Here is a 20019-nt window from a genome sequence, read left to right on the forward strand (position 1 = left end):
CGAACTCCGCCTTCGCAAAATAAGCGGAAGCCTGGCGAAGGATATCGTTACTGCGGCGCAGTTCACGATTTTCACGTTCCAGCTCTTTCAGACGCTGACGTTCAGCGGTGGTGAGCCCGCCATCACCGCCTCCGGTATCCCGCTCATGCTGGCGTACCCAGACACGCAGAGTCTCCGGTGTACAGCCAATCTTTGGGGCAATGGAACAAATTGCCGCCCACTGTGAGTCATATTCGCCCTGACTTTCCAGAACCATACGAATCGCCCTCTGACGGACTTCGGGGGAAAAACGAGTATTTTTAGTCATCCTGTTTACCTCTTTCTCAGGGAGTTTAGTCTCCAGGATTCCCGGGGCGGTTCAGTATTTCTGGTCAACAACCAGTTGAGCGGATTCGCGTTTAAACTCTGCGCTAAAATTTCTTTTTTTCATTGGAGCACCTGTGTTGTTCTGAGGTGAGCATATCACCTCTGTTCAGGTGGCCAAATTCAGTGTGCCACTTCAGATCTAATGCCTGCATTTGCTCTGCCGAAAGTCCGGTATATCGTTGTATCCATTCAGGATCGGCCCCATTCTGCAACAACAATCGGAGGAGGCTCCGTTCCCCTTCTACTTTCCCTTCTTTCCTCCCCCTCTCCCTTCCCAACAGCCATCCATCATTATGAATTCGCTCTGCAATTGTCATTATTCGCTCCCTGTGGTGTGGCATTCGCCTGGTAAGTTCGCTGATAAACGCCTTAAAACGCGCTTCATCGCCAGTCAGTAAAATGTAATTTAACAGCGCAGTTATCTGGCTGTCATTAGCACACTCTGTAACCAGTAATACTACCAGTTGGTCAATAAGCCCCATCAAATCGCGCTGGCGAATATGCTTTTGGATCAACTCCAACAGGGCGACTCTGCGATGCTGCACAATCTCGTCGTCTGGCACGACAGTGACATCCACCAGCGGGAACGCTGCGCTATAAAGTTTCCGTGCGGTAGTCGGGGCGGCAAATTCGTCCAGCCAGCACAGGGACCAGGGGTAAGGACTACGGCTACCGTGATAAAACAGCATCGGGATAACCAGCGGTAGCGGCCGGCGTTTATCATGCTCGATATGGCGCTGCATCACCGCCATGGAATATCGCATCAGGCGAAATGCCATATGAATATCCTCGCGGCTCTGATGTTCAATCACTACGTAAATATAACCATCACCTTCACGGGTCTTTACCGACCACAGAATATCGGAGTGTAGCGCCCGCAATTTTTCATCGACAAAGCTGGCGGATTCCAGTTTTAAGCTGTCGAGATCGCACAGTTCACGTAAATCTTTGGGTAAGTGGATCTCCATAAAATCCCGCGCGGTGTCAGGGTGAGTGAGAAAGGATTTAAATAATGCGTCATGTGGCGTGCTGGTCGTGAAGTTTGTCATGGCGATCCGTCACCTGTAGATAAGATGGCCCGACTTTAGCGACTAACAAAACCATTCTCACCCGGCAATTTCTCGTTCCCCGAGGTGCTTTCCAGGCGTCTGCAAACGATACATTTTTCCGGAAACAGGCTCGCGTTTTACATTTCCTGTACCCGGCAGATATTCCCCTTTCCACCGCGCTCTTTTGATTAACCGCAAATTTTAATTACACTTAAGGTGTATATTTTCTATGCAACCCATCAATTAAAGAGGTGTAATGTGCTGATGACTATTTGTAATCGTTATACATTCTGACCTGGAGTCAGAAGGTATTTCTCTGTCTGTGTGTTCACAGGCAGTGTGGTTGATTACATGAAATTCAGTACATTTGCAGTCTCGTTGCCCTTCTCGCCTGCCTTTCGTCATTACCGACGGTATTGAATTTCGTTTTCCCCGTTGGGGTTCTCCGAACAAGGAGTTGTTTGTTATGCCACGTTTTTTTGCCCGCCATGCCGCCACGCTGTTTTTCCCGATGGCGTTGATTTTGTATGACTTTGCCGCGTACCTGTCGACGGATCTGATCCAGCCGGGGATCATTAATGTGGTCCGTGATTTTAATGCCGATGTCAGTCTGGCCCCGGCAGCCGTCAGTCTCTATCTCGCGGGCGGTATGGCGTTACAGTGGCTGCTGGGGCCGCTTTCCGACAGGATTGGCCGCAGGCCGGTGCTGATTACCGGGGCGCTAATATTTACCCTTGCCTGCGCTGCGACAATGTTCACAACGTCTATGACACAGTTTCTTATCGCGCGTGCAATTCAGGGCACCAGTATCTGTTTTATTGCCACCGTTGGTTATGTCACGGTGCAGGAGGCGTTCGGCCAGACAAAAGGGATCAAGTTGATGGCGATTATCACCTCCATCGTACTGATTGCGCCGATTATTGGCCCGCTTTCCGGCGCAGCTCTGATGCACTTTGTGCACTGGAAAGTCCTTTTTGCCATCATTGCAGTTATGGGTTTTATCTCATTTGTTGGCTTACTGCTGGCGATGCCAGAGACGGTGAAGCGCGGCGCGGTTCCATTTAGCGCCAAAAGCGTCTTTCGCGATTTTCGTAATGTCTTTTGCAATCGGCTGTTCCTCTTTGGCGCAGCAACCATCTCTTTAAGCTATATCCCAATGATGAGTTGGGTGGCTGTCTCGCCGGTGATCCTGATCGACGCGGGCAGCTTAACAACTTCGCAGTTCGCCTGGACACAGGTTCCGGTGTTCGGCGCGGTGATTGTCGCGAATGCCATCGTGGCGCGTTTCGTTAAAGATCCGACCGAACCGCGCTTTATCTGGCGTGCTGTACCCATTCAACTGGTCGGCCTCGCGCTGTTGATTATCGGCAATCTGCTGTCACCGCACGTCTGGCTGTGGTCGGTGCTGGGCACCAGTTTGTATGCTTTCGGGATTGGTTTGATCTTCCCGACCTTATTCCGCTTTACGCTTTTTTCCAATAACTTACCGAAAGGGACCGTCTCCGCATCGCTGAATATGGTGATCCTGATGGTGATGTCTGTCTCGGTCGAAATCGGCCGCTGGCTGTGGTTTAACGGCGGTCGCTTGCCGTTTCATCTGTTAGCCGTCGTGGCGGGCGTTATCGTCGTTTTCACCCTGGCAGGATTGCTTAATCGCGTGCGCCAACATCAGGCTGCCGAGCTGGCGGAGGAGCGGTGATTTTTGCGCGATCCTGCCGTCAGGCTCTATTCTTAACGTTATGAATAAACTCATTGAACTCAGACGCGCCAAAATGTTGGCGCTCTCTTTACTGCTTATCGCCGCTGCTACCTTTGTCGTTACGCTGTTTTTGCCGCCCAATTTTTGGGTGAGCGGCGTGAAGGCGATTGCTGAAGCGGCGATGGTCGGCGCGCTGGCGGACTGGTTTGCGGTGGTGGCGCTGTTTCGCCGCGTGCCGATTCCGATCATTTCTCGTCATACGGCGATTATCCCGCGTAATAAAGACCGGATTGGCGAAAATCTCGGTCAGTTCGTGCAGGAAAAATTTCTCGATACCCAGTCGCTGGTGGCATTGATTCGACGTCACGAACCGGCGTTGTTGATTGGCAACTGGTTTAGTCAGCCGGAGAACGCCCGCCGCGTTGGTCAGCATCTGTTGCAGATCATGAGCGGTTTTCTTGAACTGACCGATGATGCGCGTATTCAGCGCCTGCTTAAGCGCGCGGTCCATCGGGCGATTGATAAGGTCGATCTTTCCGGAACCAGTGCGTTGATGCTGGAGAGTATGACCAAAAACGATCGTCATCAGGTGCTGCTCGATACGCTGATCGCACAGTTGATCGCCCTTCTCCAGCGCGATAAATCGCGCAAGTTTATTGCCCAGCAAATTGTTCGCTGGCTGGAGAGCGAGCATCCGCTGAAAGCCAAAATTTTGCCTACTGAATGGCTGGGCGAACATAGCGCGGAGTTGGTTTCTGACGCGGTGAATTCTTTGCTTGATGATATCAGCCGCGATCGTGCGCATCAGATCCGTCATGCGTTTGATCGCGCCACTTTTGCCCTGATCGACAAGCTGAAAAACGATCCAGAAATGGCAGCGCGAGCCGATGCCGTAAAAAGTTATCTGAAAGAAGATGAAGCTTTTAACCGCTATCTCAGTGAATTGTGGGGGGATTTACGGGAATGGCTGAAAGCGGATATCAACAGTGAAGATTCTCGTGTGAAAGAACGTATCGCGCGGGCGGGTCAATGGTTTGGCGAAACGTTAATTGCCGATGATGCCTTGCGGGCATCGTTAAATGGTCACCTGGAACAAGCCGCGCACCGCGTCGCGCCTGAGTTTTCCGCATTCCTGACGCGCCACATCAGCGATACAGTAAAAAGCTGGGATGCTCGGGATATGTCGCGGCAAATCGAGTTAAATATCGGCAAAGATCTGCAGTTTATCCGTGTCAACGGTACGCTGGTTGGCGGTTGTATTGGGCTAATTTTATATTTGTTGTCGCAGCTCCCGGCCTTGTTCCCCCTCAGCAATTTTTAGAAATCCATGAAAAACTAAGTGGCTAACCGCGAGAGAGATCAAATAAACCACACTAAAAGAATGGTAATAATGTGGCCTCTTTTCATTATCTCCCGTGGTACGGGGAAGGAAAATCATGTCACTTATCACCGATCTACCCGCCATTTTCGATCAGTTCTCTGAAGCTCGCCAGAAAGGCTTTCTCACCGTCATGGATCTCAAGGAGCGCGGCATTCCGCTGGTTGGCACTTACTGCACCTTTATGCCGCAAGAGATCCCGATGGCAGCCGGTGCGGTTGTGGTTTCGCTCTGTTCTACCTCTGATGAAACCATTGAAGAAGCGGAGAAAGATCTGCCGCGCAACCTCTGCCCGCTGATTAAAAGCAGCTACGGCTTCGGCAAAACCGATAAATGCCCCTACTTCTACTTTTCGGATCTGGTGGTCGGTGAAACCACCTGCGACGGCAAAAAGAAAATGTATGAATACATGGCGGAGTTTAAGCCCGTTCATGTGATGCAGTTGCCGAACAGCGTTAAGGACGATGCCTCGCGTGCGTTATGGAAAGCCGAGATGCTGCGCTTGCAAAAAACGGTAGAAGAACGTTTTGGGCACGAGATTAGCGAAGATGCTCTGCGCGATGCCATTGCGCTGAAAAACCGCGAACGTCGCGCACTGGCCAATTTTTATCATCTTGGGCAGTTAAATCCTCCGGCGCTTAGCGGCAGCGACATTCTGAAAGTGGTCTACGGCGCAACCTTCCGGTTCGATAAAGAGGCGTTGATCAATGAACTGGATGCAATGACCGCCCGCGTTCGTCAGCAGTGGGAAGAAGGCCAGCGACTGGACCCGCGTCCACGCATTTTAATCACCGGCTGCCGATTGGCGGCGCAGCAGAAAAAGTGGTGCGGGCGATTGAAGAGAATGGCGGCTGGGTTGTCGGTTATGAAAACTGCACTGGGGCGAAAGCGACCGAGCTAATGCGTGGCGGAAACGGGCGATGTCTACGACGCGCTGGCGGATAAATATCTGGCGATTGGCTGCTCCTGTGTTTCGCCGAACGATCAGCGCCTGCAAATGCTCAGCCAGATGGTGGAAGAATATCAGGTCGATGGCGTAGTTGATGTGATTTTGCAGGCGTGCCATACCTACGCGGTGGAATCGCTGGCGATTAAACGTCATGTGCGTCAGCAGCACAACATTCCTTATATCGCTATTGAAACAGACTACTCCACCTCAGATGTCGGGCAGCTCAGTACCCGTGTCGCGGCCTTTATTGAGATGCTGTAAGGAGTGGCAGTGACATATTCGATTGGCATTGATTCTGGTTCTACCGCCACCAAAGGGATCTTACTGGCAGACGGCGTGATTACGCGCCGTTTCCTCGTTCCAACACCCTTTCGTCCGGCAACAGCAATTACTGAAGCCTGGGAAACTCTGCGCGAAGGGTTAGAGACAACGCCGTTTCTGACGCTCACCGGCTATGGACGGCAACTGGTGGATTTTGCCGATAAACAAGTGACGGAAATCTCCTGTCACGGGCTGGGCGCACGGTTTCTTGCGCCAGCAACGCTGCGCGGTAATCGACATCGGTGGTCAGGACAGCAAAGTGATTCAGCTTGATGATGACGGTAACCTGTGCGATTTCCTGATGAATGACAAATGCGCGGCGGGCACCGGGCGTTTCCTGGAAGTGATCTCGCGCACGCTTGGCACCAGCGTCGAGCAACTCGACAGCATTACCGAAAATGTCACGCCGCATGCCATCACGAGTATGTGCACAGTGTTTGCCGAATCAGAAGTGATCAGCCTGCGCTCAGCGGGCGTCGCGCCAGAAGCGATTCTCGCCGGAGTGATTAACGCGATGGCGCGGAGGAGTGCCAATTTCATTGCTCGTCTCTCCTGTGAAGCGCCGATTCTGTTTACTGGTGGCGTTAGTCATTGCCAGACGTTTGCCCGGATGCTGGAATCTCACCTGGGAATGCCGGTAAATACCCATCCTGATGCGCAATTTGCTGGCGCAATTGGCGCGGCGGTAATTGGTCAACGAGTGAGGACACGCCGATGAAAGAGTTTTTATTTTTATTTCACTCCACAGTCGGCGTCATACAAACTCGCAAAGCGTTGCAGGCAGCGGGCATGACTTTTCGCGTCAGCGATATTCCCCGTGATTTACGCGGCGGCTGCGGGTTATGCATTTGGCTGACCTGTCCCCCCGGCGAAGAAATACAATGGGTGATCCCTGGGCTGACTGAGTCAATTTATTGCCAGCAGGATGGTGTCTGGCGCTGCATTGCACATTACCGGGTTTCTCCGCGTTAAGGATTCATTAAGGTCGCTACGTATACTTCTCGATATCTTATTGATTTGCCTTAAAGGGATTACCGTGACAAAAAGTATTTCGTTAAGTAAACGCATCTCCGTTATTGTGATTCTTTTTGCCATTGTGGCAGTGTGTACTTTCTTCGTGCAATCTTGCGCCCGTAAAAGCAATCATGCAGCATCATTTCAGAATTACCACGCCACCATTGACGGCAAAGAAATTGCAGGCATAACGAATAATATCTCTTCGCTGACCTGGTCGGCACAAAGCAATACTCTTTTTAGCACTATCAACAAACCTGCCGCCATTGTTGAAATGACCACCAATGGTGATTTTATCCGCACAATTCCTCTGGATTTTGTTAAGGATCTCGAGACGATCGAATACATTGGCGATAATCAGTTTGTCATTAGCGATGAGCGCGATTACGCCATTTATGTGATTTCACTGACCCCAAACTCGGAAGTAAAAATCCTCAAAAAAATAAAAATCCCGCTGCAAGACTCCCCAACCAATTGCGGTTTTGAAGGGTTAGCTTATTCTCGCCAGGATCACACTTTCTGGTTTTTTAAAGAGAAAAATCCGATTGAGGTCTACAAAGTTAACGGGCTGTTAAGTAGCAATGAATTACACATCAGCAAAGACGAGGCACTACAACGGCAATTTACTTTAGATGATGTGTCCGGCGCAGAATTTAACCAGCAAAAAAATACGCTTCTGGTGCTGTCTCATGAATCTCGCGCACTCCAGGAAGTAACCCTGGTTGGCGAGGTTATCGGTGAAATATCACTAACCAAAGGTAGTCGAGGTTTGTCGCATAACATCAAACAGGCCGAAGGGATTGCGATGGATGCCTCTGGTAATATTTATATCGTTAGCGAACCAAATCGTTTTTATCGCTTTACCCCTAAATCATCGCATTAACAGGCTGGCATATTTCACCTTTTTGTTATTAACTTGTTAACAACAAAAATGACATACAAGGTTAAACATGCCTTCGTCCTCGCATCCCGTAGAACGCTTTTCTTTCAGCACCGCGCTTTTCGGGATGCTGGTTCTGACCCTAGGTATGGGATTAGGTCGCTTCCTTTATACGCCTATGTTGCCCGTCATTATGGCGGAAGGGGCGTTTTCATTTAGCCAGCTCTCGTGGATTGCCAGCGGCAACTATGCGGGGTATCTGGCTGGCAGTCTGCTATTTTCGTTTGGCGCATTTCACCAGCCGTCGCGCCTACGCCCATTTCTGTTGGTTTCTGCCCTGGCGAGAGGGTTGTTGATCCTCGCAATGGCATGGTTGCCGCCATTTATTCTGGTGTTATTGATTCGCTTCCTGGCGGGTGTCGCCAGCGCCGGTATGCTGATTTTTGGTTCGACGCTGATTATGCAGCACACGCGCCATCCTTTTGTGCTGGCAGCTTTGTTTTCTGGCGTTGGCATTGCACTGGGCAACGAATATGTTCTGGCAGGCCTGCATTTTGCCTTCTCCTCGCAAACGTTATGGCAAGGCGCCGGGGCGCTTTCTGGCATGATGCTGATTGCACTTACGCTTTTAATGCCCTCGAAAAAACACGCCATCGCACCAATGCCATTGGCAAAAACGGAGCAACAGATAATGAGCTGGTGGTTACTGGCTATTCTGTACGGCCTTGCGGGATTTGGTTATATCATCGTCGCGACTTACCTGCCGCTCATGGCGAAAGATGCAGGCTCACCATTGTTAACCGCCCATCTCTGGACGTTAGTCGGCTTATCAATTGTGCCAGGCTGCTTTGGCTGGCTATGGGCAGCAAAACGTTGGGGGGCTTTGCCTTGCCTGACGGCGAATTTGCTGGTGCAGGCTATCAGTGTGCTGCTTACTCTCGCCAGCGACTCTCCTCTCTTGCTTATCATTAGTAGTATCGGTTTTGGCGGTACCTTTATGGGCACGACATCTCTGGTGATGACTATCGCCCGCCAACTGAGCGTTCCGGGAAATCTCAATCTTTTAGGCTTTGTGACGCTCATTTACGGCATTGGACAAATCCTCGGCCCGGCGCTGACCAGTATGCTCGGCAATGGAACATCGGCGCTTGCCGGCGCCACTCTCTGCGGCGCGGCGGCGTTGTTTATTGCTGCGCTTATCAGCACAGTACAATTATTTAAGCTGCAAGTGGTCACTTCATGAGGAGTGTTTCCCTTACCACTCAAGAAATTCGACCGCAACCGTTGATGTCAGCCAGACTCCGTTTTCCGCTTGCCAGAAAGGAATGCCTCGTTTCGCCATTTCCTGTGCTTTGACGGTTAAGACAACCGGCGATCCGTGTCTTGCTCCCACTTTGCGTGCCGTTGCTTCATCAGCAGAGAGATGCACGTAATGACGATCCCCTGCAATCAGCCCCTGTTTTTTTTATCTCGTCAAGGAAACGGCTTGCCGTACCGTGGTAGAGAAACTGTGGCGGTGTTTTTTCGGCAAAGGAAATAGCGACCTGCGAAGTCGAATGCCCCTGAACCGCGCGGATGCACCTACCATCACTGGAATAACTAAAACGCTTTTTATCGCTGGTTGCGACCACGGTATCCAGCAATGCACGGGTTAATCGCTTGCCCGCTTTTTGGGCACAAAGTATGAGCTTATCGATATCCGCCCATCCTTCACGGTCCAGTACGATACCAATCGCCTCCGGTTTGTGTCGGAGGACAAAACTTAAAAACTTGCTCGTATCCGCCAGCTCTTTTTCGTTGTGCTTTGCCATCTCGTTTTCGTCCCTGGATTTTCTGTTTTTATTTACCAATGTCATTGTCACTGGGTTTATGAATTTTCTGCAACTCAATCCTGCGCAGAACCTTTTCCACACAGCGTAATGTTTCCCCTATGCAAAAAACGCATAGCCAGAAACATACTTGCATTTTCCCCATACCCACATGGCTGATAAGGTTTTTCAGTTCCAGGAATTTTCCTGGCTCAAGCAACACACAAACACAAAAAAACAATGGGGATTGTTATGACACAACAAGGGGATGCTGTAGCCGGGGAGCTGGCGACAGAAAAAGTGGGCATTAAAGGGTATCTGGCTTTTTTTCTCACCATAATCTTTTTTCCGGTGTTTTTTCCGGAACAGACAGCTGGTGGCGCGTTTTTGATTTTTCCGTTCTGAACGGATCGTTTGGGCAACTGCCTGGTGCGAACGGAGCCACCACCTCATTTCGCGGCGCGGGTGGTGCGGGGGCTAAAGATGGCTTTCTCTTTGCGCTGGAGCTGGCACCGTCAGTCATTCTCTCTCTGGGGATTATTTCAATTACCGATGGTCTTGGTGGATTACGCGCCGCGCAGCAGTTAATGACACCTGTGCTAAAACCGTTGTTGGGCATTCCAGGGATCTGCTCGCTGGCGCTGATCGCTAACTTGCAAAACACTGATGCCGCCGCCGGTATGACCAAAGAGCTGGCGCAGGAAGGTGAAATTACCGAACGCGATAAAGTGATTTTCGCCGCATATCAAACCAGCGGTAGCGCCATCATCACCAACTACTTCTCTTCCGGCGTCGCGGTGTTCGCCTTTCTGGGCACGTCCGTAATCGTACCTTTAGCCGTCATCCTGGTGTTTAAATTTGTCGGAGCCAACATTTTGCGCGTCTGGCTTAACTTCGAAGAACGTCGCAACCCAACGCAAGGAGCGCAAGCATGACAACTCAGGTCCGCAAAAACGTCATGGATATGTTTATCGATGGCGCGCGCCGTGGCTTTACTATCGCCACGACCAACCTGCTGCCAAACGTGGTGATGGCGTTTGTCATCATTCAGGCGCTGAAAATTACCGGCCTGCTCGACTGGGTGGGGCATATCTGTGAACCCGTAATGGCGCTGTGGGGATTACCCGGTGAAGCGGCAACCGTCCTTTTAGCCGCATTAATGAGTATGGGGGGCGCAGTCGGTGTTGCCGCCAGTCTGGCAACCGCTGGCGCATTAACCGGTCACGATGTCACCGTTTTACTGCCCGCGATGTATTTAATGGGCAACCCGGTGCAAAATGTCGGTCGCTGCCTGGGGACAGCCGAAGTGAATGCCAAATATTACCCGCATATCATTACGGTCTGCGTGATTAACGCATTGCTGTCGATCTGGGTTATGCAGCTTATTGTTTAACAAGGAGTTACCATGATTGATTATACCGCAGCCGGTTTTACCCTGCTGCAGGGAGCGCATTTGTATGCGCCGGAAGATCGGGGAATTTGCGATGTCCTCGTCGCTAACGGCAAAATTATCGCCGTTGCCAGCAATATCCCTTCTGACATTGTACCGAACTGCACGGTTGTCGATCTCAGTGGGCAGATCCTCTGCCCAGGTTTTATTGATCAACACGTCCATTTGATTGGCGGTGGCGGCGAAGCAGGTCCCACGACGCGCACGCCGGAAGTGGCGCTAAGTCGCCTGACGGAAGCGGGCGTCACGTCAGTGGTTGGTCTGCTGGGCACCGACTCTATCTCTCGCCACCCGGAATCCCTGCTCGCCAAGACCCGTGCGCTCAATGAAGAAGGCATCAGCGCCTGGATGCTGACCGGCGCTTATCATGTCCCTTCCCGCACTATTACGGGTTCCGTGGAAAAAGACGTGGCGATTATCGATCGTGTGATTGGCGTGAAATGCGCCATCTCTGATCACCGTTCTGCCGCACCGGACGTTTATCACCTGGCTAATATGGCGGCAGAATCCCGCGTTGGCGGTTTGCTCGGCAGTAAACCTGGCGTCACCGTGTTCCACATGGGCGACAGTAAAAAGGCGTTACAGCCTATTTATGACCTGCTGGAAAACTGCGATGTGCCGATCAGCAAGCTGCTGCCGACCCACGTTAACCGCAACGTACCGTTGTTTGAGCAGGCGCTGGAGTTCGCGCGCAAAGGCGGCACCATCGATATCACCAGCAGCATTGACGAACCGGTCGCCCCTGCCGAAGGTATTGCCCGCGCCGTTCAGGCGGGTATTCCGCTGGCACGCGTCACCCTCAGCTCCGACGGCAACGGTAGCCAGCCGTTCTTCGATGACGAAGGGAATTTAACCCATATCGGTGTTGCAGGTTTTGAAACGTTGCTGGAAACCGTGCAGGTGCTGGTCAAAGACTATGATTTCAGTATCAGCGATGCCCTGCGCCCGCTCACCAGTAGCGTAGCCGGTTTCCTTAACCTGAGCGGGAAAGGCGAAATTCTGCCTGGCAATGACGCAGACTTACTAGTCATGACGCCAGAATTGCGCATTGAGCAGGTATATGCTCGCGGCAAACTGATGGTCAAAGACGGCAAAGCCTGCGTGAAAGGAACGTTTGAAACGGCTTAAACGGTTGTCAGCCGCCCTAATGGACGTAGAATGCCCGCAAGGGCGGCTGACAGAGTAAAACGTAATGGATGACTGTTGTGCGGTTTTGCATAATATTGAAACCAAATGGCTTTATGATTTTCTGACCCTGGAAAAATGCCGCAATTTTTCCCAGGCGGCAGTCAGTCGTAACGTCTCGCAACCGGCATTCAGCCGCCGCATCCGCGCGCTGGAACAGGCGATTGGCGTTGAATTGTTTAACCGCCAGGTGACGCCGCTGCAACTCTCAGAACAAGGGAAAATCTTCCATTCGCAGATCCGCCATCTGTTGCAACAGTTAGAAAGTAACCTTGCAGAGCTGCGTGGCGGCAGCGATTACGCGCAACGTAAAATCAAGATAGCCGCTGCACACTCTCTTTCCCTCGGTCTGTTACCGTCCATTATCAGCCAGATGCCGCCGCTCTTTACCTGGGCGATTGAAGCTATTGATGTCGATGAAGCAGTCGATAAACTGCGTGAAGGGCAAAGTGACTGTATTTTTTCCTTTCACGACGAAGATTTGCTGGAAGCACCGTTTGACCACATTCGCTTATTTGAATCTCAATTGTTCCCCGTTTGCGCCAGTGACGAATACGGAGAAGCAATTTTTAACCTCGCGCAGCCACACTTTCCGTTACTGAATTACAGCCGCAACTCCTACATGGGGCGATTGATTAATCGCACCCTGACGCGCCACAGCGAGTTAAGTTTCAGCACCTTTTTTGTCTCTTCGATGAGCGAGCTATTAAAGCAGGTTGCCCTCGACGGCTGTGGGATTGCCTGGCTGCCGGAGTATGCCATCCAACAAGAAATTCGCAGCGGGCAACTCGTTGTGCTGAATCGGGACGAACTGGTGATCCCGATTCAGGCCTACGCATACCGTATGAATACCCGCATGAATCCAGTTGCCGAACGCTTCTGGCGTGAACTGCGCGAGCTGGAGATTGTGCTTAGCTGACATTCTCAAGCGTCGCACTGCGCCAACCGCCATTATCCCAGACCAGATCAAACGTTAGCGGTTCATCGTCGTGGTACAGCATTATCTCAAGGCTGATCGCCAGAGTGTGGCAGTACGCTTCTTTCAAATTAACCTGCAACGCCGCAATCCGTGGCTCATGAAATAACAGTGCAGAACGCAGCTGACGGCAATACCAGCTCTGGAGATGTTTGTCGCTCGGGTTATGCACTTGCCACTCGGGCATGCCTGAAACAAGTAATGACGGTAATGCCGAATGAGGAGAATTAAAAAGAGTGAGGAGATCGCTGCATACCGATTTACGCAGCAATGACGTTTTATTGCCTGAAATTTCAGGTAAAACAGCCTGAAGTGATTGGCGCATCATTTTGCGCACTCCTGACGTTTAGCAACATATGCGGCTTGCCCTGAACACCGGGCACCACTGTATTGATGCTCATTTTCCATAGCCATTCCCTTTTGTTCATTACATCCATGTCAGTCTGAGACAGGCCTGAATCCTGTCAGCAAAGTATAAAACCTTACTTGCCTATGAATATCTACTGACTTTTCAGGAAAAAAGTCATGATTTGATAAAAATCATCAAACTCAAAAAAAAACCGCTAGTATATTCTGAATATTCCGAATAGTTACGTAGATGAAAATACTTGTCACCGCCGCTACTTAATTCCGGTGGGAAATTATTTATTTCCGCATAATCAGCCATGTATTATTTGAAACAATTAGTTTGTAAATAATATAAATTGATAACATATCAAATACATCAAAAATACCATTCATAGGCATTATTAATATAGACATCAATATAGCAACATCAAATTCCAATTAGTAATAAGATATGCTTTTTAATTGCATGAAAATAATTTCAAATGAGCGTTTTTTGATACTTTAGAGTGTTTCCTACCCTTTAATATCACCGTGTAGAGTTGATATCACTACAACAGAAACATGCATGTCATTTTTTTACTTCTTTTTTACTACAGAAAAATTTATCTATTTTTCTAAACATCGGTGAAATACTCATAAAAGGTAACTATTATGTCTATGCCATTAAGCAATGCCCTTCAGAGTCAAATTATTACAGATAATCACTTCCTTCATCATCCAAAAGTCGACAATAAGTTAACACGTGAATATGAATATACACGCATGGATACGGAAAATATCTATCTTCTGCCTCTTACTCGTGGAAATAACCATAATTACGATGGAAAAAGCGTTGTCGAAATTAGAAAACTTAATATTGGCAAACAGTCCTGGCCATTTAATTATGCGACAGATACATGCAGAGAATTCAATGGTATTACAACAACAGGACGTATGCTCTATCGAAACTTGAAAATCACCTCAGCTTTAGACGAAATATATGGTGGCATATGTAAAAAGGCGCATGCTGCTACAGAGTTAGCAGAAGGTTTACGGCTAAATTTATTTATGAAGAGCCCTTTCGATCCTGTTGAGGACTATACAGTTCATGAAATAACATTAGGCCCTGGTTACAATGTTCCTGGTTATGCCGGAACCACGATAGGATATATTTCAACCCTTCCAGCTTCTCAGGCAAAAAGATGGACCAATGAGCAGCCAAGAATTGATATCTATATTGATCAGATAATAACTGTCTCAGGGGTGGCAAATTCTTCCGGATTCGCCCTTGCCGCATTACTTAATGCTAATATTGGAATGGGAAATGACCCAATAATTGGTATAGAAGCCTATCCTGGTACCGCGGAGATCCATGCAAAAATGGGATATAACGTTATCCCCGGTGATGAAGATGCGCCACTCAAACGCATGACTCTGCAACCGTCATCTCTTCCAGAACTGTTTGAATTAAAAAATGGTGAATGGAATTATATTGGCAAATAACCACTGAGAAGAATGAGTACTAACATTCAGGTTATATAGATATTTAAACAATACCCTGCAATTTACAAAGTAATACTCATTGCGACTTCTTAATTTAAGAAAGCGCAAGGAACGTTTACCCTTGCGCTTATCATAATCAGTCAGGCGTCGACTTTATCCAGCGGCCATGAATCAAACAGATAGCCGTCAAAATAAATATCGTCAACGTTCGAGAATTCCAGCAGACGTTGCTTAACGTTTTCCAGATGCTGCCACATTGCCAGCTTCGCCGCTCGGGCATCTTTTTTGATTAACGCGGCAAGGATCTGTTTGTGATCGCCCAACCACTCTTTGCGATACAGGCTGTCATCCAGATGGCTGTGCAACTGGATCCACATTGGATTGTTTTCCCGCCACTGCCAGGACTGACGGAATAACTCCACCAGCATGCTGTTATGCGTTGCTTCAGCAATGGCGAGATGGAACTGCATGTCACCGCTTTCGCTGCTACCCGGCGCGCTGGAAGCCAGTTCACGCTCTTCCAGTTGCAATGCCTGACGCATTTTGACGATATCTTCGCGGGTAGCCTGCAGGGCGGCAAATTCCGCGATGTTGCTCTCAAGAAGCTGTCGCGCCTGCAACAATTCAAAGGGGCCGGCATCATTGCAGACGTTGGCATCCGGACTGTCTGTGTTGTGGCTGCCTGAGCTATCAAGAACATAGATACCGGCACCCCGGCGCACTTCCACCAGCCCTTTGATCTCCAGCATGATCAGCGCTTCACGTACCACCGTCCGCGTGACATCAAGCATTTCTGCAATTTCACGCTCCGGCGGCAGCCGTTCGCCAGGATTGTACGGCGTCTTTATGATCAGATCGCGGATCATCGCCCCGACTTCCTGGTAAGGTCTTTGCGCAGAGGTGGCAGATTTCATGGTGTTGTGTCCGTTAGGTGCGGTTAATCAAATTTTTGCCGGATGCGGCGTGAACGCCTTATCCGGCCTACAACGGGCAATTTTACGGCCCCCGTTAATCTCAAACTATACCATTAGCACTGGAAGTTAGCACGTACAGGTGGGCAAAAAAACGAAAACTGGTCAACCAAATATCAGTTTGATTGACCAGTAAGTCTGTAGGGTAATCAGTTAGTTACAGCGCAGCCACACACTCGCGCGCACCGCGTTCGCACAGCTGCTGATATGCCGCCGTCACCGCGCCAACAAAGTCGGCATTCTGCGGCAGATCATCGGCAAAAATACCGCTCAGGCCCAGCAGCGCTTTCACGCGGTCTGCGCCCTGATACTGCGCGTTAATCTTCTGGAACTCGGCCAGCATCGGGTCGACCACGTCAATGGCATTACCCTGCTCATCCACGCCCTGGGTGTAACGCATCCAGCCAGCCACGCCCAGCGCCAGGTGACGCCAGCTGCCGCCATTTTGCAGGTGCAGACGCACCGGGTCCAGCAGACGCTGCGGTAACTTCTGGCTGCCGTCCATCGCAATCTGCCAGGTACGGTGACGCAGAGACGGGTTGCTGAAACGCTAGATCAGCAGCGTCGCATAGGCCTTCAGGTCCGTACCCTCCGGCATAGACAGCGTTGGCGCTTGTTCCTGCATCATCAGGGCAAAGGCCGCTTTGCGATAATCCGGGTTAGTCATGGTGTCGGCAATAGTTTCATAGCCGCCGAGGTAACCGAGGTATGCCAGGAAAGAGTGGCTGCCGTTCAGCATACGCAGCTTCATCATTTCGAACGGCACAACGTCTGCAACGAACTGTGCGCCCACTTTATCCCAGTCCGGGCGACCATTAACGAAGTTATCTTCAATCACCCACTGACGGAACGGTTCGCAGGCAATGGCGCACGGGTCGTAAACACCCAGCTGGTCAGCAATTTCCTGTAAGGTTTCTGGCGTCGCCGCCGGAACGATGCGGTCAACCATGGTGCACGGGAAGGTGACGTTCTCTTCAATCCATGCCGCCAGCTGCGGGTCACGTGCCTGAGCCAGCCCCAGTACCGCGACCTTCGCCACATGACCGTTTTCACGCACGTTATCGCAGGACATCACCGTAAATGCTTTCAGCCCTTTTTCACGACGCAGACGCAAGGCTTCGACGATGTAACCAATCGCGGACTTCGGCGCAGTCGGGTTTTCTAGATCGTGCTTGATCAGCGGGTTATTGAGATCCAGTTGACCGCTTGCCGCATCAGCGCAGTAGCCTTTTTCCGTGACCGTTAGAGAGACAATCGCCGTTTGCGGACGCGCCATCGCGTTGAGAATACCTTCGCAGCCGTCGATTTCCGGATGCAGCGCTTCTTTCATCGAACCGATAATTTTCAGCTCGGTGCTTTCTGCGCCTTTTTCCGCTACGGTGTACAGCAGTTGCTGTTTTTTCAGGTTTTCGATCAGCACGCGGTCGTTGCCTGGCATCAGGTTAACTTCGCAGATGCCCCAGTCGCTGTCGGTGCTTTCCAGCAGATGATGGGTATACAGCGCCTGATGTGCGCGGTGAAACGCCCCGCAACCGAGATGCACAATGCGTGATTCCAGACGAGAATGATCCCATGACGGACGGGCAACCGGCAGATTGCTGTCAACAATAGTAGTCATCGTAAACTCCAGAATCCGTCTTCAGAGAGTGACGGCAAGGAAGAAGGAACCGGCACGGCGCGCAGCCATGCCGGTGGATATTAACGGCTAAAGAAAGCGCGCTGGATCGCCAGTTCGACACCGCGAACTTCGGCCAGGCCTTTCAGACGACCAATTGCGGAGTAACCTGGGTTGGTTTTCTTCTTCAGGTCGTCCAGCATCTGATGACCGTGGTCCGGACGCATCGGGATCAGGTCTTCTTTGCCTTCCGCTTTACGACGGTGTTCTTCTTCAACAATCGCTTTCACCACTTCGTACATATCAACGTCACCGTTCAGGTGCGCCGCTTCGTGGAAGGTTTTCGGGTTATCTTCACGCATGGTGGAGCGCAGATGGGTGAAGTAAATACGCGGACCGAACTGCTTGATCATATCAACCAGATCGTTGTCAGCACGCACGCCGTAGGAACCGGTGCACATGGTGAAACCGTTCGCCATGCTGTTTACGGTATCAACCATCCACTGCATATCTTCAATGGTGGAAACAATGCGCGGCAGGCCGAGGATCGGGCGCGGCGGATCGTCCGGGTGAACCGCCATACGCACGCCAACTTCTTCAGCAACTGGAATAATCGCTTTCAGGAAGACGGCAAAGTTTTCGCGCAGCTTCGCTTTATCGATATCTTTGTACAGCTCCAGGTGCTTACGGAACTGGTCGAGGGTATACCCTTCTTCCGCGCCCGGCAGACCGGCAATGATGTTACGCGTCAGACGCGCTTTGTCTTCATCGCTCATAGTGGCGAAGCGTTCAGCTGCCTGAGCAATTTCTTCTTCGGTGTAATCCGCTTCCGCGCCTGGACGTTTCAGGATATGCATTTCGAATGCAGCGAATTCGATCTGGTCGAAGCGCAGAGCTTTGGAGCCGTCTGGCAGCACGTATTCGAGGTCAGTACGGGTCCAGTCGAGCACCGGCATGAAGTTGTAGCACACGGTGCGAATGCCGCACTGCGCCAGGTTGCGCAGAGTCTGCTGATAGTTAGCGATCCACTGCTCATAGTTGCCAGTGTGGGTTTTGATATCTTCGTGAATTGGTACGCTTTCTACGACAGACCACACCAGGCCTGCGTCTTCAACGATCGCCTTGCGTTTGAGGATCTCTTCTACGGACCATACTTCGCCGTTCGGGATATGGTGCAGCGCGGTAACCACGCCAGTTGCGCCCGCCTGACGGACATCAGCTAAAGAAACCAGATCGTTTGGGCCGTACCAGCGCCAGGTCTGTTCCATGATTTTTCCTCTTTCACATAGTGGGTTCCACAGCAAAGAGACGCGGAACCTTGGAGTTGTTTAGGTATCCGGATGAACAACCAGACCGCAGCCGTGGCGTTGCATCGGATGAGATGGCGTATAAGTTCTACCTTTTGGTAAGATATATCAACCCAAATCCTGAAATTGGTTAACCAAATCACAAGAATTTCACTCTCATGGTTGTTGCTGCAAATTGCAGCAAAAGGTAATCGATGGTTATTGATCAGAGGATGTGACATTCATCGCAACAATGGTTGACCAATTTACATAACATGTCGCCCAAAATAACAACGGTTCAACCAGGTAAGGTAAAACGTTATGCATGTGCTTAACATTCTCTGGGTAGTATTCGGCATTGGTCTGATGCTGGTACTGACAACGACCGCAGGTTCAGACACATTCACTGCATTAGCAATGCCTCTTAGATTATTTTGACCTGTCAGTAAAAGACACGTTGAAAACCTGGGGTCTGCTGGAACTGGTCAACTCCGTGGTTGGGCTGATTATTAGCAAGGTAGCGTAAAAGAACACCAGAGCTGCCAATGGCAGGCTCTGACTGATGACAAAGTCTAAAAATGTGCCCGGACAGTCCCCTCGCCCCTCCGGGGAGAGGGTTAGGGTGAGGGGAACAGACCAGCAAAGTGCGCTTTGTTTATGCCAGATGCGACGCTGACGCGTCTTATCTGGCCTACAAAGGGCTAACGTGCAGGTTTTTAGCTTCAGGTAATATTGCGTAACTGCATTAGCAATGCCCTGTGATTTCTTTATTGATAAACAAAAGTCACGCCAATAATCGATTGCACATTCCCTGCAGTCACCTGCCCTCCGGTACGTGCGTAATTTGCCGTTAATCCCAGACTTACCGCCGAAGTTCCTACTGAACCGCCCCGGGAATCCTGGAGACTAAACTCCCTGAGAAAGAGGTAAACAGGATGACTAAAAATACTCGTTTTTCCCCCGAAGTCCGTCAGAGGGCGATTCGTATGGTTCTGGAAAGTCAGGGCGAATATGACTCACAGTGGGCGGCAATTTGTTCCATTGCCCCAAAGATTGGCTGTACACCGGAGACTCTGCGTGTCTGGGTACGCCAGCATGAGCGGGATACCGGAGGCGGTGATGGCGGGCTCACCACCGCTGAACGTCAGCGTCTGAAAGAGCTGGAACGTGAAAATCGTGAACTGCGCCGCAGTAACGATATCCTTCGCCAGGCTTCCGCTTATTTTGCGAAGGCGGAGTTCG

18 protein-coding genes and 7 pseudogenes are annotated in these 20019 nt (G+C 50.6%); 14 read left to right on the plus strand and 11 right to left on the minus strand.

Annotated elements, in window-relative coordinates; all coding sequences use genetic code 11:
* Together BHE85_RS23015 and BHE85_RS23025 are read right to left on the minus strand one after the other, a co-directional pair.
* The coding region (locus BHE85_RS23015; RefSeq protein ID WP_032219445.1) for a transposase at nt 1–307 on the minus strand (307 nt) is incomplete at its 3' end.
* A gap of 103 nt (nt 308–410) precedes the next feature.
* Nucleotides 411–1415 carry an Rpn family recombination-promoting nuclease/putative transposase gene (locus BHE85_RS23025; protein ID WP_000181157.1) on the minus strand — a complete coding sequence of 335 codons (1005 nt, stop codon included), beginning with the start codon at nt 1413–1415 and terminating at the stop codon, nt 411–413.
* Between the two features lie 466 nt (nt 1416–1881).
* Between BHE85_RS23025 and mdtM the strand changes: the two genes are divergently transcribed.
* The 7 genes and pseudogenes from mdtM (at nt 1882) to BHE85_RS23060 (ending at nt 8899) form a co-directional block, all read left to right on the plus strand.
* Nucleotides 1882–3114 (plus strand): multidrug efflux MFS transporter MdtM, encoded by a 1233-nt coding sequence (gene mdtM, locus BHE85_RS23030; protein ID WP_001137006.1) that lies wholly within the window; start codon nt 1882–1884, stop codon nt 3112–3114.
* A 40-nt stretch (nt 3115–3154) separates the two neighbouring features.
* Nucleotides 3155–4435 (plus strand): DUF445 domain-containing protein, encoded by a 1281-nt coding sequence (locus BHE85_RS23035; protein WP_001037377.1) that lies wholly within the window; start codon nt 3155–3157, stop codon nt 4433–4435.
* A 241-nt stretch (nt 4436–4676) separates the two neighbouring features.
* A pseudogene (locus tag BHE85_RS23040) lies at nt 4677–5702 on the plus strand (double-cubane-cluster-containing anaerobic reductase).
* 9 nt (nt 5703–5711) lie between these two features.
* A pseudogene (gene yjiL / locus BHE85_RS23045) lies at nt 5712–6480 on the plus strand (putative 2-hydroxyacyl-CoA dehydratase activator YjiL).
* Nucleotides 6477–6734, plus strand: coding sequence for a DUF3343 domain-containing protein (locus tag BHE85_RS23050; protein WP_000657676.1), 258 nt, complete (start codon nt 6477–6479; stop codon nt 6732–6734). The pseudogene yjiL and the gene BHE85_RS23050 overlap by 4 nt, the downstream one beginning before the upstream one ends.
* The gene (locus BHE85_RS23055) at nt 6688–7659 is read left to right on the plus strand and encodes an SdiA-regulated domain-containing protein (protein ID WP_000253426.1); all 972 of its coding nucleotides are present in this window, start codon (nt 6688–6690) and stop codon (nt 7657–7659) included. The genes BHE85_RS23050 and BHE85_RS23055 overlap by 47 nt, the downstream gene beginning before the upstream one ends.
* 67 nt (nt 7660–7726) lie before the next feature.
* Nucleotides 7727–8899: an MFS transporter gene (locus BHE85_RS23060; RefSeq protein WP_001141185.1), complete on the plus strand. Its 1173-nt coding sequence runs from the start codon at nt 7727–7729 to the stop codon at nt 8897–8899.
* A 12-nt stretch (nt 8900–8911) separates the two neighbouring features.
* Here BHE85_RS23060 and kptA read toward each other — a convergent pair.
* A pseudogene (gene kptA, locus BHE85_RS23065) lies at nt 8912–9467 on the minus strand (RNA 2'-phosphotransferase).
* A gap of 249 nt (nt 9468–9716) precedes the next feature.
* On the opposite strand from kptA, the pseudogene BHE85_RS23070 reads away from it, so the two are divergent.
* The 4 genes and pseudogenes from BHE85_RS23070 to hypT all read left to right on the plus strand — a co-directional run bounded on the left by BHE85_RS23070 (nt 9717) and on the right by hypT (nt 13018).
* Nucleotides 9717–10399: pseudogene (locus BHE85_RS23070) on the plus strand (nucleoside recognition domain-containing protein).
* The gene (locus BHE85_RS23075) at nt 10396–10857 is read left to right on the plus strand and encodes a YjiG family protein (protein ID WP_000211971.1); all 462 of its coding nucleotides are present in this window, start codon (nt 10396–10398) and stop codon (nt 10855–10857) included. Before BHE85_RS23070 ends, BHE85_RS23075 begins: the two are co-directional and overlap by 4 nt.
* Nucleotides 10858–10869: 12 nt before the next feature.
* The gene (gene iadA / locus BHE85_RS23080) at nt 10870–12042 is read left to right on the plus strand and encodes a beta-aspartyl-peptidase (protein WP_000568435.1); all 1173 of its coding nucleotides are present in this window, start codon (nt 10870–10872) and stop codon (nt 12040–12042) included.
* Between the two features lie 64 nt (nt 12043–12106).
* Nucleotides 12107–13018 carry a hypochlorite stress DNA-binding transcriptional regulator HypT gene (gene hypT / locus BHE85_RS23085; RefSeq protein WP_000340728.1) on the plus strand — a complete coding sequence of 304 codons (912 nt, stop codon included), beginning with the start codon at nt 12107–12109 and terminating at the stop codon, nt 13016–13018.
* Here the strand turns inward: hypT and iraD are convergent.
* From iraD to BHE85_RS28540, 4 genes are all read right to left on the minus strand, one after another.
* Nucleotides 13011–13403, minus strand: coding sequence for an anti-adapter protein IraD (gene iraD, locus BHE85_RS23090; protein ID WP_000986206.1), 393 nt, complete (start codon nt 13401–13403; stop codon nt 13011–13013). The two genes, hypT and iraD, sit on opposite strands and share 8 nt — an antisense overlap.
* The gene (idlP, locus tag BHE85_RS23095; protein ID WP_120795393.1) at nt 13400–13483 is read right to left on the minus strand and encodes an iraD leader peptide IdlP; all 84 of its coding nucleotides are present in this window, start codon (nt 13481–13483) and stop codon (nt 13400–13402) included. Before idlP ends, iraD begins: the two co-directional genes overlap by 4 nt.
* A 115-nt stretch (nt 13484–13598) precedes the next feature.
* Entirely contained in the window at nt 13599–13742 is a 144-nt protein-coding gene (gene ytiD, locus BHE85_RS28135; protein ID WP_001329085.1) for a protein YtiD, read from the minus strand.
* Nucleotides 13721–13837, minus strand: coding sequence for a hypothetical protein (locus tag BHE85_RS28540; protein WP_418356408.1), 117 nt, complete (start codon nt 13835–13837; stop codon nt 13721–13723). Before BHE85_RS28540 ends, ytiD begins: the two co-directional genes overlap by 22 nt.
* Before the next feature lie 237 nt (nt 13838–14074).
* Between BHE85_RS28540 and BHE85_RS23100 the strand changes: the two genes are divergently transcribed.
* Nucleotides 14075–14905 (plus strand): DUF2686 family protein, encoded by an 831-nt coding sequence (locus tag BHE85_RS23100; RefSeq protein ID WP_000062564.1) that lies wholly within the window; start codon nt 14075–14077, stop codon nt 14903–14905.
* Nucleotides 14906–15045: 140 nt separating this feature from the next.
* On the opposite strand, the gene uxuR is transcribed toward BHE85_RS23100, so the two are convergent.
* The 3 genes and pseudogenes from uxuR to uxuA all read right to left on the minus strand — a co-directional run bounded on the left by uxuR (nt 15046) and on the right by uxuA (nt 18759).
* Entirely contained in the window at nt 15046–15819 is a 774-nt protein-coding gene (gene uxuR, locus BHE85_RS23105; RefSeq protein WP_000833686.1) for a Uxu operon transcriptional regulator, read from the minus strand.
* Between the two features lie 214 nt (nt 15820–16033).
* Nucleotides 16034–17494, minus strand: a pseudogene (locus BHE85_RS23110) (fructuronate reductase).
* 80 nt (nt 17495–17574) lie between these two features.
* The gene (gene uxuA / locus BHE85_RS23115) at nt 17575–18759 is read right to left on the minus strand and encodes a mannonate dehydratase (RefSeq protein ID WP_000438559.1); all 1185 of its coding nucleotides are present in this window, start codon (nt 18757–18759) and stop codon (nt 17575–17577) included.
* A gap of 384 nt (nt 18760–19143) precedes the next feature.
* Between uxuA and BHE85_RS23120 the strand changes: the two are divergent.
* Nucleotides 19144–19303, plus strand: a pseudogene (locus BHE85_RS23120) (GntT/GntP/DsdX family permease); the annotation flags it as partial.
* Nucleotides 19304–19544: 241 nt separating this feature from the next.
* Here BHE85_RS23120 and BHE85_RS23125 read toward each other — a convergent pair.
* Nucleotides 19545–19664 (minus strand): annotated as a pseudogene (locus BHE85_RS23125) (fimbrial protein); the annotation flags it as partial.
* Nucleotides 19665–19712: 48 nt separating this feature from the next.
* Here BHE85_RS23125 and BHE85_RS23130 point away from each other — a divergent pair.
* Nucleotides 19713–20019: transposase (locus tag BHE85_RS23130; RefSeq protein ID WP_032219445.1), on the plus strand; the 307-nt coding region annotated here is incomplete at its 3' end.

This window comes from Shigella sp. FC1567, from assembly GCF_001743015.1.
Taxonomy (GTDB): Bacteria; Pseudomonadota; Gammaproteobacteria; order Enterobacterales; family Enterobacteriaceae; genus Escherichia; species Escherichia coli.

Bases quoted from the DNA above. Each gene is read 5' to 3' on its own strand.
- BHE85_RS23025 (WP_000181157.1), bottom strand. From the start codon at position 1,415: ATGACAAACTTCACGACCAGCACGCCACATGACGCATTATTTAAATCC.
- mdtM (WP_001137006.1), top strand. From the start codon at position 1,882: ATGCCACGTTTTTTTGCCCGCCATGCCGCCACGCTGTTTTTCCCGATG.
- BHE85_RS23035 (WP_001037377.1), top strand. From the start codon at position 3,155: ATGAATAAACTCATTGAACTCAGACGCGCCAAAATGTTGGCGCTCTCT.
- BHE85_RS23050 (WP_000657676.1), top strand. From the start codon at position 6,477: ATGAAAGAGTTTTTATTTTTATTTCACTCCACAGTCGGCGTCATACAA.
- BHE85_RS23055 (WP_000253426.1), top strand. From the start codon at position 6,688: ATGGTGTCTGGCGCTGCATTGCACATTACCGGGTTTCTCCGCGTTAAG.
- BHE85_RS23060 (WP_001141185.1), top strand. From the start codon at position 7,727: ATGCCTTCGTCCTCGCATCCCGTAGAACGCTTTTCTTTCAGCACCGCG.
- BHE85_RS23075 (WP_000211971.1), top strand. From the start codon at position 10,396: ATGACAACTCAGGTCCGCAAAAACGTCATGGATATGTTTATCGATGGC.
- iadA (WP_000568435.1), top strand. From the start codon at position 10,870: ATGATTGATTATACCGCAGCCGGTTTTACCCTGCTGCAGGGAGCGCAT.
- hypT (WP_000340728.1), top strand. From the start codon at position 12,107: ATGGATGACTGTTGTGCGGTTTTGCATAATATTGAAACCAAATGGCTT.
- iraD (WP_000986206.1), bottom strand. From the start codon at position 13,403: ATGATGCGCCAATCACTTCAGGCTGTTTTACCTGAAATTTCAGGCAAT.
- idlP (WP_120795393.1), bottom strand. From the start codon at position 13,483: ATGGAAAATGAGCATCAATACAGTGGTGCCCGGTGTTCAGGGCAAGCC.
- ytiD (WP_001329085.1), bottom strand. From the start codon at position 13,742: ATGGCTGATTATGCGGAAATAAATAATTTCCCACCGGAATTAAGTAGC.
- BHE85_RS28540 (WP_418356408.1), bottom strand. From the start codon at position 13,837: ATGTCTATATTAATAATGCCTATGAATGGTATTTTTGATGTATTTGAT.
- BHE85_RS23100 (WP_000062564.1), top strand. From the start codon at position 14,075: ATGTCTATGCCATTAAGCAATGCCCTTCAGAGTCAAATTATTACAGAT.
- uxuR (WP_000833686.1), bottom strand. From the start codon at position 15,819: ATGAAATCTGCCACCTCTGCGCAAAGACCTTACCAGGAAGTCGGGGCG.
- uxuA (WP_000438559.1), bottom strand. From the start codon at position 18,759: ATGGAACAGACCTGGCGCTGGTACGGCCCAAACGATCTGGTTTCTTTA.